Raw genomic sequence first — 14,549 nt, forward strand, 5'->3', positions numbered from 1 at the left:
GCCTTTTTTTTGGGCCATTGCGCTCCGGGGCGTACTTTTGCGCAATTTATTTTTTCCAGAATGCCAAAAGACAATTCCATCAAATCCGTCCTGATCATAGGTTCAGGACCCATTATTATTGGACAGGCCTGTGAGTTTGACTATTCCGGAACCCAGGCTGCCCGTAGCCTCCGTGAAGAGGGAATCAAGGTGATCCTGATCAACAGTAATCCGGCAACCATCATGACAGACCCCATGATGGCAGACCGTGTATACCTGCTGCCGCTGACGGTGGAAAGTATTGAACAGATCCTGGAGGAAAACCAAATTGACGCGGTACTACCCACGATGGGCGGTCAGACCGCGCTTAACCTTGCCAAAGAGGCCGAGGACCTGGGGATCTGGGAAAAGTACAATGTGCGCCTGATCGGTGTGGACATTAAAGCCATAGACAAGGCAGAAGACAGGGAAAAGTTCCGTCAGTGGATGATAGCACTGGGAGTTCCGGTTGCTACTGCAAAAACGGCGAACAGTTTCCTGGAAGGAAAGGAATATGCCCAGCAAATTGGCTACCCCCTCGTTATCCGACCCTCTTTTACACTGGGTGGAACCGGCGGTGGATTCGTGCATGATAAGGACGAACTGGATGAAGCACTCAACAGGGGGCTTCAGGCTTCTCCCATACATGAAGTACTGGTAGAACAGGCCGTTCTGGGCTGGAAGGAATTTGAGCTGGAATTATTGCGTGACAGCAATGATAATGTGGTGATCATCTGTACCGTGGAGAACTTTGACCCGATGGGTGTTCACACTGGTGATTCCATTACGGTTGCTCCGGCGATGACGCTCAGCGATTCCGCCTTTCAGCTGATGCGCAATACTGCCATCGAGATGATGCGTGATCTTGGAAACTTTGCAGGCGGCTGTAACGTACAGTTTGCCCTCAACCCGGCTACTGAAGAAATCATCGCCATCGAGATCAACCCCAGGGTAAGCCGTTCTTCTGCACTCGCATCCAAAGCTACCGGGTATCCGATCGCCAAAATCGCCGCCAAACTTGCCATCGGCTATAACCTCGATGAACTGGAAAATCAGATCACCAAAAGCACCTCAGCATATTTCGAGCCGGCACTGGACTATGTAATTGTTAAGATCCCCAGGTGGAATTTTGACAAGTTCAAAGGCGCGAACGATACGCTTGGCCTCCAGATGAAAAGTGTGGGAGAGGTGATGGGCATCGGCCGCAGCTTCACGGAAGCTGTTCAGAAAGCCTGCCAGAGCCTGGAGAATAATGCTGTCGGACTGGGTTACTATGGAAAGAGCCAGATGCATGCGGAAGAACTGATTGAATATATCAAGACGCCGAAATGGGACCGGATTTTCCGCATCAAAGACGCCCTTATGCTGGGTGTCAGCATCAATACAATTGTAAAGGCAACCAACGGGATTGACCGCTGGTTCCTGTATGAGATCCAGAAGATCTGTAATATCGAAAAAGAGCTGGCAAAATACAAACTGGCTACTTTGCCCATCGAGCTGCTTCGTGAAGCCAAACTTCATGGGTTCAGTGATGAGCAGATTTGCAGGGTGATGCAGGACGGCAATGAGGATGCGCTATATGAAAAGCGTAAGGCTGCCGGAATCCGCAGGGTGTATAAGATGGTGGATACCTGTTCCGCTGAGTTTGAAGCCAAAACGCCTTACTTCTACTCAACCTTCGAAGGTTCCAATAGCAACGAGGCCAAACCAAGTGACCGCAAAAAGATCATCGTTCTCGGATCAGGTCCCAACAGGATCGGCCAGGGTATCGAATTTGACTACTGCTGCGTACACGGCCTGCTGGCCATCAAAGAAGCCGGTTATGAAGCCATCATGGTGAATTGTAACCCAGAAACAGTTTCCACTGATTTTGATATTGCCGACAAACTGTATTTCGAGCCCGTTTACTGGGAACACCTTTGGGAAATTATCGAAAACGAGCAGCCGGATGGCGTGATTGTTCAGCTTGGCGGTCAGACGGCCCTGAAACTGGCAGAAAAACTGACAGAAAAGGGAATCAAAATTATCGGTACTTCTTTCGACAATATGGATATCGCGGAAGACAGGGGACGTTTCAGCGACATGCTGAAAGACCTCAATATCCCGTATCCGGAATACGGTACGGCATACAATGTTGATGATGCAGTGGAAGTTGCCAACCGGGTAGGTTATCCTGTTCTGGTTAGACCTTCCTATGTTCTGGGTGGTCAGCGGATGCGGATCGTGATCAACGACGAAGAAGTGGAAAAGGCAGTTGTCAGCCTTCTGAAACATATTCCGGGCAACAAGATCCTCATCGATCATTTCCTTGACCGGTGCCAGGAAGCCGAGGTGGATGCCATATTTGACGGCGAGAACTTTCACGTCATGGGAGTAATGGAACATATAGAGCCGGCAGGTATCCATTCCGGCGACTCCAACGCTGTTCTCCCTGCCTTCAACCTCAGCCCCATGGAAGTAACGACCATGGAATATTATTCTGAAAAGATTGCAAGAGCCCTGAACATTAAAGGCCTGATCAATATCCAGTTCGCCATTAAGGATGGTAAGGTGTACGTGATAGAAGCCAACCCGCGTGCTTCAAGAACTACCCCATTCATCGCGAAGGCATACCAGATCCCTTATCTCAATATTGCGACGAAGGTAATGCTGGGTGTAAACAAGCTGACGGATTTCAAATTCGAGAAGAAACTCAAGGGATTTGCGATCAAGGAACCGGTTTTCAGTTTCAATAAGTTCCCCGGTGTAAATAAGGAACTCGGACCAGAAATGAAAAGCACGGGTGAAGCCATTCGCTTTGTTAAAGATCTGCGTGATCCTTATTTCAGACAGCTGTACAAGGACAGAAGCATGTACCTGTCGAAATAATAAGACAACTCATTGATTGTCAGGCGGCCCCATACCAGGGGCCGCTTTTTTGTTCCCCGGGGCCGGGCAGCGCTGACCTTTTGGCAGCATTGATATGCCTTTTTCATATTGGAATAATGTTTGACCTTTGTACATACAATCACACCATTATACTAAAAGGACATTTATGAAATACTTACAGGATCTGGATTGGCGCTATGCCGCCAAAAGAATGAACGGCCAGGCTGTTCCTGTTGCCAAACTGGAAAACATTAAAGAGGCGATCAGGCTGGCGCCGAGTTCGCTGGGCCTGCAACCATATTCAATTATTGTGGTAGAAGATGCAGCCCTCCGGGAGGCTTTGTCACCCGCGATCTTCCATCAGCCCCAGGTAAAAGAAGGGTCAGCACTGATCATATTTGCTGCCTGGAAAGATATTACCGAAGAACAGGTTGATGCTTACCTGGCCAACATTGCTGCAACCCGGAATATACCGGTGGAAGGTCTGGGTGACTTCCGGAAAATGATTCTTGGCGCTGTCAGTGGGAAAACGCCGGAGCAAATTTTCCAGTGGAATGCCCGCCAGGCGTATATAGCACTGGGTTATGCCACTGCAGCAGCAGCTTTTGAACAGGTGGACAGTACCCCGATGGAAGGGTTTTCACCGGAAGCTGTAAACCGTATCCTGTCGCTGGAAGAAAAAGGATTGAGTGCTGTCGCCGTGCTTGCCCTTGGCTTCAGGGATGCTGAAAAGGACAATATGGCCAGGGCCCCGAAAGTCCGCCGCCCCTCCAAAGCGCTTTTTACCCACTACGAAAACGAATTGGCTACCGCGTAAGCTGAAATATTTTGCTGGTTTTGTCACACACATGAAAGAAGCCACCCTCCGGGGTGGCTTTTTCGGGTTTAAATACCCTTGATCCCCGCATCATCGTCACCTACTTTTCAGTATGGCATTGAAGAAAGCACCATACTGGCAAGCTGCCCCCTTTCTCCGGCTATTGCCTGCCTTGCTGGTTGGCATCGTGGCCGGTGATGGCATTACCAGGCCCTGGCTTCCGGTAACAGGTTTGTCCGTAACGTCAGTCTGCCTGGCATTCTTCCAGGGTAACCCGGCGCTTTGCCGTTATCACTACCGCTGGCTGCCCGGCCTCCCGGTATTATTGCTTGTATTCAGTTTGGGCGCTCTGGGAAGTTATGCTGCCCAAATCAGGCACCGACCCTGGTGGTTGGGAAACCAGCTACACCAGGTAGTTGCCCTGGTGGGTACACCGCAGACCATTCCCCTGCCGGGCCGACGTGGTTTCAGTCAAAAATTCAGTATTACGGAAGCCCTGCTGACCCAAAACCGAACCATTGCTGTTGCCGGTTCTATCCAGGTAAGCCTCGACAGCAACAACACTCATCTCCCCATGCCCGGAGAAACCTGGTTGTTGTCGGCAACACCGGTGCGGAAGATAATAACCCGCCCCGGCGAAAAATTCAATTATGCCGCATTTGCAGCAAGGCATCAACTCTTTCACCAGGGATTCTGGAAAGAGCAGGAATTACGAAAGCTAAATAGTCCGGGTACACTTTCCGCAGCGCGGTGGTTGTCTGCTGCACAGCTTTCCGCGATATCAGCAATGCGCAAGACAATGCCGGAAACAGAAGCGGGACTTGCCATGGCATTGCTGATCGGATACCGCCAGGAGATCAGCAAGTTGTTGCTGCAGGCCTATTCCGACACCGGGGTGATGCACGTGATCGCTGTGTCCGGAATGCACCTGTCGCTTTTGTTCACCGTCTTACAACACCTGTTGAAGTTTCCTGAGCATTACCGGTACCAGCAATGGGGAAAAGCCATGTTGATCACCAGCATAGTGATCTTCTTTTGCGGGGTTGCCGGCAATACACCATCGATTCTCCGGGCAGCAGTAATGTTTATTTTACAACTGCTGTCAAAGCTGATCCGGAAGCCGGTGAATACCGGCCAGGCATTATCGTTAACTGCATTTGGCCTGTTGTGCTGCGAACCCATGTGGCTTTGGGATGCAGGATTTCAGTTATCATTCGCTGCACTGACCGGAATTGTCATCTATCAACCGCTTTTCAGCCAATTACTGGTATTCCGGAACCGGTTCCTGAAAGGTGTCTGGGAACTGGCTGCGGTAACGCTGGCTGCGCAGGTACTGACCGCACCCATCAGCATAAAACTGTTTCACCAGTTACCGGTGTATTTCCTGGCGGCCAACCTTGTTGCCGTACCGCTCTCCAGTGTGGCGTTACTGACCGGGCTTTTGCAGTGGCTGTTGTCAGCAGTTAACCTTCCTGTACATTTACCCGGCTTCCTTACCGGATGGCTGATCCGGATCATGAATGGATCTATCGGACACCTGCACTTGTTACCGGGGGCAGTGATCACCGGACTTGCCCTTTCCGACAAGGCATTATATACCTGTTACCTGTTCCTCTTTTTTGTGACCAGGTGGCTACAATGCAGAACTGCGGGATGGCTGACAGCAACGCTCTGCCTCGCCCTGATCGCAGGACTGGCCTACTATTGGCAGGCTTTTTCCCATCAATAAACCGTACATTTGCGCCTCCTTAATCAGTCAAGCTTCTAATATGAACAAAAAGGTCCAAAGCGCATTGATTTCCGTTTTTTATAAAGACGGACTGGAACCCCTGGTAAGATTACTGCACGAACAGGGCGTAACAATATATTCAACAGGAGGAACGCAACAGTTCATTGAAAAACTGGAAATTCCCTGCGTTCCCGTAGAGTCAGTTACGTCTTATCCATCCATCCTTGGCGGAAGGGTTAAAACACTGCACCCGAAAGTGTTTGGCGGTATTCTTGGCAGAAGGAACAATGAGCAGGATCTCAGCGAAATGAAAGCATTTGAGATCCCGGAGCTTGACCTCGTGATCGTTGACCTCTACCCCTTTGAAGAAACGGTAGCAAGCACTTCGGATGAGCAGGCGATCATTGAAAAAATTGATATCGGCGGACCATCCATGATCCGTGGTGCCGCGAAAAATCACCGTGATGTAGTGGTTCTGGCATCCAAACAGGATTACGGTTTCCTGGAACAGCTGCTGCGTGATCAGCAGGGTTTCACCACACTGGAACAACGCCGCCATTTTGCAGCAAAAGCTTTTGAGATCTGCGCACATTACGATGTAGCCATTTCACAATATTTCACTCCCGGGCAGGACAATTATTTCCTGGCTTCAGTTCCCCGGCCGAAAATCATGCGGTATGGTGAAAACCCGCATCAGCAGGGCGTTTATTATGGAGCGTTGGATGAACTGTTCCATCAGCTGAATGGTAAGGAGCTTTCCTATAATAACCTGGTAGATGTGGATGCAGCAGTACAACTGATCCGCGAGTTCGGAGATGTGGCTGCATCTCAGGGCGAGAAAACATTTGCCATCATTAAGCATACCAATGTGTGCGGCATTGCATCCAGGCCAACAGTGAAAACTGCCTGGGACGCAGCGCTTGCGGGTGATCCTGAAAGTGCTTTTGGCGGTGTGCTCGTATGCAACGGAACAATTGACAGTGAAACTGCAAACGCCATCAACGAAATCTTCTTTGAAGTACTGATCGCTCCTGGATATGATCCTGCAGCACTGGAGATCCTGCGTGCAAAAAAGAACAGGATCCTGTTGCAACAGAAAAAACATCTTCCTGAATCTTCGCAATACAAATCTTTACTGAACGGTGTTCTTGTTCAGCAGACTGACAGCGGCAATTTCAGCAAATGGGAAGAAGCCGGTGGAAGAGATAGTTCAGCAGCAGAACGGGCAGATCTAGAGTTTGCGAACCTTGTCTGCAAACACCTGAAAAGCAACGCCATTGCGCTGGTTAAAAACAAGCAACTGGTAGGAAAGGGTTGTGGACAGACAAGCCGTATCGATTCCCTTCGCCAGGCGATCGAAAAGAGCCGTCAGTTCACATTTGATCTGAAAGGCGCGGTTCTCGCAAGTGATGCATTCTTCCCCTTCAATGATTGTGTGCAGCTCGGGCATGAAGCGGGAATTGAAGCGTTTATCCAGCCTGGTGGATCAATCCGCGACAAGGATTCCATTGACTATTGCAAAACGAACAACCTGGCAATGGTGATCACAGGCATGCGTCACTTCAAACACTAACGGCCAAAATTTTCCAGTCAGGTATTGAGCAAGCAGTCTCCCAAAGCACTTCTCGCTGTAGCCCTTGTCAGTTTACTCTGGGGTACTACATGGCTTGCGTCAAAATGGGGAGTTGCCTATATGCCCGCATTGCAACTCAGTGGCCTCCGGCAACTGCTTGGAGGGAGCCTGTATATTTTGTATTTCCTGACCAAAGGCCGTGCTTTGCCAAAAGGGAAAGAATGGCGGCCGGTACTGATTTTAAGCTTTCTGAATATCTTCCTCAGCAATGGCCTGAGTACCTGGGGCGTGAAATATATTTCAAGTGGACTGGCGGCAATCATCGCGGCAATGGTACCACTCTGGATCGTTTTGATCTCACTGGTTTCCGGCAAAGCATCATTATCAGGAAAATCAATTGCCGGTTTCCTGTTAGGCTTTGCAGGAATCTGCATCATATTTTATGATCACCTCAACGACTTCCTGAACGCAGATTTCCGCTTTGGCATCTTTCTTTCCGTACTGGCCACTTTCAGCTGGGCATTGGGTTCTGTTTATACCAAAGAACAGGTAAAGGCATTCAATCCCTATTTCAGCATCGGCCTGCAGATGTTTCTCTCCGGGATAGCGCTGACCGCTGTCGCCTGGCTCACCGATCAGCATATTCCCCTCAGTGAGATCCCGCTTCCTTCCTGGTCAGCAATAATATATCTCGCCACCTTCGGATCAGTCATGGCATTCATGGCCTACCTCTACGCGCTCCATCATCTGCCTACCGAACAGGTATCCATCTATTCGTATATCAATCCGATAGTTGCCGTCTTGCTCGGATCGTGGATATTCTCCGAGCGGCTGAACATCTTTATTGTGATCGGGGGGCTGGTTGCCATTGCGGGCGTATACCTCGTTAATGAGTCATACCGGAAAAAGCCGGATCAATCGGCATCCCAATAGGCATCTTCCTTCATGAATAATTCGTACACGTTCCGCCAGGCAATAAAAGCCGGGTCGGTACCAAGGAAGTTATTGTGCCAGATCGTGATAAAACAACCCTGTACTTTCTTGACAGCCGCGTAATACCGCATCAATTCTGCATAGGCTTCCTGGGGATTCAGCTTCTGCTCATACAACGCATTGGCATCCATAAAGCAAAAAGGATAAATCGTCAACTCCGTGGATTCATTTTTGGCTAGATTGAACCAATTGTAGGAGGAACAGATCGATGCACGGAATCCATTGGTAGTGCCATAGCCCATTGAAAACTCCTGGGTAACATCCAAAGCCAGGAGTCGCTCGTAATGCAGGGGCAGACTGAATTTTAGAAAATGCTGCCTGCTTTTGGAAATGGGCACATCAGCCACCGCTTCGAGCCATTCCAGCTCTTCCTTCAATATTCTGCCATCTGTTGCAACGCTGCTTTGCCAGCTGGGATGAACGCCGATCTTGTACGTAGCTGCATAGTAGTGGATCAGTTCCTGGAATGCTTTGGTGTCTGTCGGAATGTTCCGGTCGACGCCCTGCCGCTCCTTTGCGACCAGGAAAAAGTATACGGGTTTGGACCTGCAATAGAGATGAAGCGCGTCAAGCCATTCATAAGCATCGTACGGATCCTTTTCTTTTCCCCTTAATACATTGATGCGCTTCCAGGCTGACTTCAGGTCTCCCTGCAGCAGGTGCTTTCCGATTCCTCCCATTGTTCTGTACCAACCTTTTGCCGCATAGGCATACATCATATCGATATCGTACGTCGGAATAAACTTGAAACTTTTCCGGCGAAACAAATATTCGGGGAACTTTTCCTGCAACAGCGATTGCCACTTTACAAGCCAGTAATTGACCAGAGGTTCATGAAGGAACCCCTCCCGGTAAGCCAGGGAGTTGACATGATGGAACCTGCCGAAACTGTCCGGAACTGTCGTCAGGTATTCTTCGTAGCGGCTGATCAGGTAAAAAATAGCGGAAAGGATGTCAAATGGCAGGTCACCGCCCTGGGTTGCGAAAAACGCCTTCAAACCCTCCCATCTGAAGCAACTTATTTCCCATCCGCGCAAGTCGCTTTCAGCGAGCAGGCCAACCGGAACAATATGATACTCCCTGTCAGTTAATCTATCCGGACTATAATTGATCCTGGCCCCTTCATAATGATGAAATACCTGGAGATCGGTTGTAAGTCGGGCCTCCAGGACAAATATTTCACGATTGAGAAAATCAATCATGTAATGAAGGCGCGGCGACAATTCCTTCGCATAGATCAGCATGCTCAGGACATATTATTTTGTTCGCGCCAAATCTGGTTAAAACTCTTTTCGGGAAAATGAATCGGTCCGCGTTGTTCTTTCCAGCCGGTAAGCAACTGGTTGACTACCCAGTTTTTCAAGCCGGCTTTACCCTTGTTCATCCATTTACGTTTCATCACGCCGATCTTCCATCCTTTCCAGGCCATCTTTTCCGACCAATTGACATACCCTTCCTTTACGGCATCATGACGATTCTCCAGCAACAGTTCGTGCAGGTTTATTCGTACAGCACATACTTCTGTACAGTTGCCGCATAATGATGATGCATGGCTCAGGTGTTTCCATTTGTCCAGGTTCCGCAGATGGGGAGTGATCACACTGCCGATCGGACCACTATAGGTGGTTCCATAGGCATGTCCGCCGATATTCTTGTAAACCGGGCAGGCATTTAAGCAGGCTCCGCAACGAATGCAGTAAAGGCTTTCACGGCTTGCGGGATGCTGGAGGATATTGGTGCGGCCATTATCCAGCAGGATAACGATCATCTCTTCCGGACCGTCTTTTTCGTGGGACAGCCGGGGGCCGCTGACAATGGAATTGTAAACCGTCATCTGCTGCCCGGTTCCGTAGGTAGCGAGCAGCGGCCAGAATAAGCCAAGGTCGGTAATGGAAGGGATCACTTTCTCGATACCTGTTACCACAATATGGGTTTTGGGCCACGCACAGCTCAGCCGGCCATTTCCTTCGTTTTCAGTAATGGCGATACCGCCAATATCGCTGATGATAAAATTAGCGCCGGTGATGCCGACTTCAGCTTCAATATACTTGTCGCGCAGCCTCGCCCTGGCTTCCAGGGTGAGCTCGGTTGGGGTGAGTTTCGGGCTGGTTCCAAGCTTTTCCGCAAACAGTTTTGCCACATCCTCCTTGCTCTTGTGCATGGCAGGTGTCACAATATGGTAGGGCGGTTCATTGTCCAGTTGCTGAATATATTCACCCAGGTCTGTTTCAACGCTTTCGATATGATTGCTTTCCAGGAACTCGTTAAGCTTGATCTCTTCCGTGACCATGCTTTTGCTTTTCACGATGGTCCTGCAGTTTTTGTCCTGGCAGATTTTCAGTATGGCTGCATTTGCTTCTTCCGCATTTTCCGCCCAGATCACCCGGCCGCCTCTGGCTGTAAAGGCTGCCTCGAAACTTTCGAGCATCTGGTCAAGCGTTTCAATCGCCCGCCATTTGATGTTTTTCGCTCTCTCACGGGCCAGTTGAAGATCCTGGAATTGCGCTTTCCCTTTAGGAACAACAGCGTTATACCTGCCAATATTAAAATTGATCTTCCGTCGATGGTCCAGATCAGCCGCTTTTACACGGCTTTTGGCCATAAACACTGCCTTTTGCTCATTTGCCATAGCGATGTGTTGGTCCCGTCTAAATTAATCCCAAAAATGAAAAAATCGTTATTTCTTAACCACGAATGTGTGATGATAGGCATCCAGGGCATCGTAGTATTCCTGACCGTATTTCCGGATCAGCGGCTCCTTAAGGAACTGGTAAACGGGAACCTTTAGTTTTTTTCCCAGGGCGCAGGCGGGGCTGCAAAGTGTTTCCCTTGGTTCGTAGTTGAGCAATTCATATTCCCGGCCGACTTTTACCCGGATAGGAAACAGGTGGCAGCTGATGGGTTTCTTCCAGTCGATCTTGCCATCATTGTATGCCTGTTCGAAAGCACATTTGATGATGCCCTGCGCATCGCGGTAACCATATGCGCAGATACCGTCGTCATTGGCCGGAGTTACCCAGCCAAATTCCTTGTCGTACTGGTAACGGCCATTCTTTTCGATATTCCTGATCCCCGCCTTTGTCAGGTAGGGCTTAACGATCTCGTAGACCTGGTTGATGATGTCGAGCTCTTTGGTGTCAAGCGGTGCTCCTGTATCCCCATCCTCACAGCACCCCCCCTTGCACCGGGCAAGGTCGCAAACAAACTTTTCCTGAACAATCTCATCACTCACCAGGGTATGCTCAATAGCAATCATGCAACAGCTTTTCGCAAAGGTACTTATTGAACGGAATTTGTTTTATTTTACCCTACCTTAAACTTCCTCCATGATTTTTCGCCTTCGCTTGCTGCTGCTCGGTCTGCTGACGGGCGGAATGCTGTGCGCCCAGCCGGCTGCCACCATCAGCAAACCCGGATTTGAACGGTTTACAGCCATTGCACAGGAATATGTCGACAACCACTGGATAGCCGGTGCAACGATGGTCGTCTGGCAAAACGGCAACCCCGTATACCAGGCTGCTGTGGGCTTTGCTGACCTGCGATCGAAGACGAAGCTCCGTACAGACCATATCTTCCGCATCGCTTCCCAAACCAAGGCGATCACCACTACAGCGGTAATGATCCTTTTCGATGAAGGAAAAATATTGCTGGACGACCCCATATCCAGGTATATTCCTGCATTTGCCAAAAGCGGCGTACTCGAAAAATTCAATGAACGTGACACGACTTTCACCATAAAACCGCTCACCCGCGCCATTACGATCCGTGACCTGCTTACCCATACTTCCGGTGTCGGCTATGCGCAGATCGGCTCCGAAGCAACAACCGCCATAGCCAAAAAGATGGGCATCTACGCGGGGATCGGTGTGCCTTCACTTTCATTGAAAGACCAGGTGGATAAGATGGCCGCCCTCCCGCTGGAACACCAGCCTGGTGAGAAATTTACCTATGGCCTGAATATCGACATCCTGGGTCGCCTCGTAGAAATAGTCAGTGGTCTTCCGCTGGACCAGTTCTTCCGGCAGCGGATTTTCGACCCGCTGGGCATGAACGATACATGGTTCTACCTGCCGGCAGACAAACAAGGCCGGCTGGTTGCGCTGAATGGAGAAGACAGTACCGGCAAGGTGATTCCGCTTGATCCCAATGCAAAATTCGGTAGTGAAATATTTGATCTCGATTACCCGAAAGCGAAAGGGAAATTATTCGCAGGGGGAGCAGGTCTGGTATCTACCGCCAATGACTACGCGATATTTATGCAGATGATCCTGAACGGCGGAATTTACAAGGGTAAAAGAATTCTCAGCAACAATGCCGTTCAACTGATGACGCATAACCAGATTGGCGCCCTGAATGAAGGCAATAATAAATTCGGCCTGGGTTTCGAAATAACCACCGAACAGGGCGCCGCAAGGTTGGGTATGTCGCCGGGAAGCCTCAGTTGGGGTGGCGCTTTCAGTTCCTCTTACTGGATTGATCCGCAAAGGAAGATCGTGGCACAGCTTTTCATCAACCAGTTTTCCAACTCACATGGTGAGATCCACGACAAATTCAAGGTACAGGTGAATGCCGCTATTTCCAGCGGAGGGTATTGACCAGGTGAACCAGGTCCTGCTTCAGAAAGCTGTTGACGGGTTTGAGTGAGTCCTCATTCGGCGTTGCATCGAAATACAGGGCTCCGCGAAGGAAGTGTTTCACGCTGTCGCTCAGCAGGAACTGATTGGCCGTGGCCGTATTGCCACCAATTCTGAAGAAAACGCCGCTGATCCCATTCGGACTGGTGAAAACGCTGTCTTCAATTGCGCTGGCTTTGTAGGAATGTTTGAAGGACAGCGCATACGATCCATTCAGCAATTTATCAAACTGGTTTACACCAATCGAATCCACGTATTCTCCTTTTGCATTTTTCACTTTGTACCGCGCCTTTCCGCCGATCTCGTTGTAACTGATATAAATCCTGCCACCGAGAGACGGAATATCAATGTTGATCCAGTAGGGATTTTCCGGCTGCTCTTCAAAAAAAGTGCTGTCGCGGCTGATCCTGCCATACACCGGGTATTCAAAAGTGTAGGGGAATCCTGCACTGTCGAATTTCTGGTAGGCATGTTCCGGGAGGTCTAATTTGTAATATCCCCTGGGCTTAGGCGTATAGGTACTGTTGCAACCGGCCAGTACAAGGAGAAACATTGTTGCGATGATCAGGGTTCTGGAAAATGAGGACTGGCGCATGGGCTTAAACGGGATGGATGGTCACCTTTACTTTTTGAATTCTGTTACGATCGATCTCCTGGACAGTGAATTGGAAATCACCGACAACTACGGATTCTTCCTTAGCGGGGATCTTTCCCGAGATTTCCAGAATGAGACCAGCAAGGGAATCGCTTTCGCCGCGAACTTTATCAAACGTATCCAGTGGAAGACCCATGGTCTTGCACACATCGTTGATCATCGTTCTCCCCTCAAAAACGTAGTTATTGTCGTCGAGTTTCTTGTTGACACTTTCTTCATCATCAAATTCATCACGGATATCTCCGATGATCTCTTCCATGATATCTTCAAGGGTAACGATGCCACTGGTACCACCGAATTCATCCACCACAATGGCGAAATGGGTGCGGCGGGTGCGGAACTCCTGCAAAAGATCTTCAATCATTTTCTGTTCATGCACAAAATAAGGTTGCCGCATCAGTGTATGCCAGTTGAAGTCGTCCTTTTCATCAATATAGGGAAGGATGTCTTTCGAATGGATCAGCCCCATCACTTCATCCAGGCTGTTCCGGTAAACCGGAACCCTTGAATAGTGCAGGGACTCAAGCTGTTTGATCAGTTCGTGAAAGCTGACATGATAATTGATCCCGCTGACGTCGAGGCGGGTGCGCATGATCTGCTTCACCGTGATGTTGCCAAACTTGGCGATACCCCGAAGAATGTTTTTTTCTTCTTCCGAAGCATTACTGTCTTCTTCAAGTTCTTCTATATGGGCGCCGCCATATTCTGCGCCTAGCGATTTTTCAATGCTTTCCGTCATGCCCACAAGCCAGATGCTGATCCGCCTGAAAAGCAGGTGAACAATTTCGACGAGATAACTGGCATCACGGGCGAAGCGAAGGTTATTCTGAGCTGCATAGACTTTCGGCAGCACTTCTCCAAACAATATGAGGAAAAATGTAATGAGCACTATTTTGATGAGCACGTCGATAAAAGGAAACGTACTCTTAATCGGCAATAGCTGATCAATCAGGAAGTTGGACAAAATAATGATAGCGATATTGACAAAGGCATTGCCGATACGCATGGATCCCAGCAACAATTTAGGTTCGTCCAGGAGGTTGACAATTCTTTTCCAGGAACCTCCCTGTTTGGTTTTCAACATATTGATATCGCGGTGGGAAAGGCTGAAAAAAGCCACCTCTGCACCCGATAGAAAGTAGGAAACCACCAGCAGTGCCAGGATGAGAATTACCAGCAATGTGGTACCCTGCAGATTTGCTGCAAGCAGGATGGGATGGAAAATATGAAGAAGGGGTAGATCTACCGATACGTACTCCAAA

The 14,549-nt window shown here is 49.4% G+C and carries 11 protein-coding genes; 6 read left to right on the forward strand and 5 right to left on the reverse strand.

What is annotated here, in order from left to right; genetic code table 11:
- Positions 1-60 precede the first annotated feature (60 nt).
- From carB to FPE01S_RS04335, 5 genes are all read left to right on the forward strand, one after another.
- A complete protein-coding gene (gene carB / locus FPE01S_RS04315; protein WP_046367619.1) occupies positions 61-2,886 on the forward strand; it encodes a carbamoyl-phosphate synthase large subunit in 2,826 nt (941 codons plus the stop codon).
- Between the two features lie 166 nt (positions 2,887-3,052).
- Positions 3,053-3,703: a nitroreductase family protein gene (locus FPE01S_RS04320; RefSeq protein ID WP_046367620.1), complete on the forward strand. Its 651-nt coding sequence runs from the start codon at positions 3,053-3,055 to the stop codon at positions 3,701-3,703.
- Positions 3,704-3,815: 112 nt separating this feature from the next.
- Positions 3,816-5,432, forward strand: coding sequence for a ComEC/Rec2 family competence protein (locus FPE01S_RS04325; protein WP_046367621.1), 1,617 nt, complete (start codon positions 3,816-3,818; stop codon positions 5,430-5,432).
- Between the two features lie 40 nt (positions 5,433-5,472).
- Positions 5,473-7,005 (forward strand): bifunctional phosphoribosylaminoimidazolecarboxamide formyltransferase/IMP cyclohydrolase, encoded by a 1,533-nt coding sequence (purH, locus tag FPE01S_RS04330; RefSeq protein WP_046367622.1) that lies wholly within the window; start codon positions 5,473-5,475, stop codon positions 7,003-7,005.
- A gap of 24 nt (positions 7,006-7,029) precedes the next feature.
- Positions 7,030-7,938 carry a DMT family transporter gene (locus tag FPE01S_RS04335; RefSeq protein ID WP_046367623.1) on the forward strand — a complete coding sequence of 303 codons (909 nt, stop codon included), beginning with the start codon at positions 7,030-7,032 and terminating at the stop codon, positions 7,936-7,938.
- Here FPE01S_RS04335 and FPE01S_RS04340 read toward each other — a convergent pair.
- Genes FPE01S_RS04340 through FPE01S_RS04350 form a run of 3 tightly spaced genes read right to left on the reverse strand, consistent with a single transcriptional unit; the run spans position 7,920 to position 11,254 of the window.
- Positions 7,920-9,242, reverse strand: coding sequence for a DUF7033 domain-containing protein (locus FPE01S_RS04340; protein WP_046367624.1), 1,323 nt, complete (start codon positions 9,240-9,242; stop codon positions 7,920-7,922). The genes FPE01S_RS04335 and FPE01S_RS04340 overlap by 19 nt on opposite strands.
- A gap of 2 nt (positions 9,243-9,244) precedes the next feature.
- Positions 9,245-10,627 carry a lactate utilization protein B gene (locus tag FPE01S_RS04345; RefSeq protein ID WP_046367625.1) on the reverse strand — a complete coding sequence of 461 codons (1,383 nt, stop codon included), beginning with the start codon at positions 10,625-10,627 and terminating at the stop codon, positions 9,245-9,247.
- Between the two features lie 48 nt (positions 10,628-10,675).
- Positions 10,676-11,254: a DUF3109 family protein gene (locus tag FPE01S_RS04350; protein ID WP_046367626.1), complete on the reverse strand. Its 579-nt coding sequence runs from the start codon at positions 11,252-11,254 to the stop codon at positions 10,676-10,678.
- 70 nt (positions 11,255-11,324) lie between these two features.
- Between FPE01S_RS04350 and FPE01S_RS04355 the strand changes: the two genes are divergently transcribed.
- Positions 11,325-12,593: a serine hydrolase domain-containing protein gene (locus FPE01S_RS04355; RefSeq protein ID WP_046367627.1), complete on the forward strand. Its 1,269-nt coding sequence runs from the start codon at positions 11,325-11,327 to the stop codon at positions 12,591-12,593.
- Here the strand turns inward: FPE01S_RS04355 and gldD are convergent.
- Both gldD and gldE read right to left on the reverse strand, forming a co-directional pair.
- Positions 12,571-13,227 carry a gliding motility lipoprotein GldD gene (gene gldD / locus FPE01S_RS04360; RefSeq protein WP_245623939.1) on the reverse strand — a complete coding sequence of 219 codons (657 nt, stop codon included), beginning with the start codon at positions 13,225-13,227 and terminating at the stop codon, positions 12,571-12,573. The genes FPE01S_RS04355 and gldD overlap by 23 nt on opposite strands.
- Positions 13,228-13,231: 4 nt before the next feature.
- Entirely contained in the window at positions 13,232-14,548 is a 1,317-nt protein-coding gene (gene gldE, locus FPE01S_RS04365) for a gliding motility-associated protein GldE (RefSeq protein WP_052955502.1), read from the reverse strand.
- Between the last annotated feature and the right edge of the window lies 1 nt (position 14,549).

This window comes from Flavihumibacter petaseus NBRC 106054 (assembly GCF_000974785.1).
GTDB classification, from domain to species: domain Bacteria; phylum Bacteroidota; class Bacteroidia; order Chitinophagales; family Chitinophagaceae; genus Flavihumibacter; species Flavihumibacter petaseus.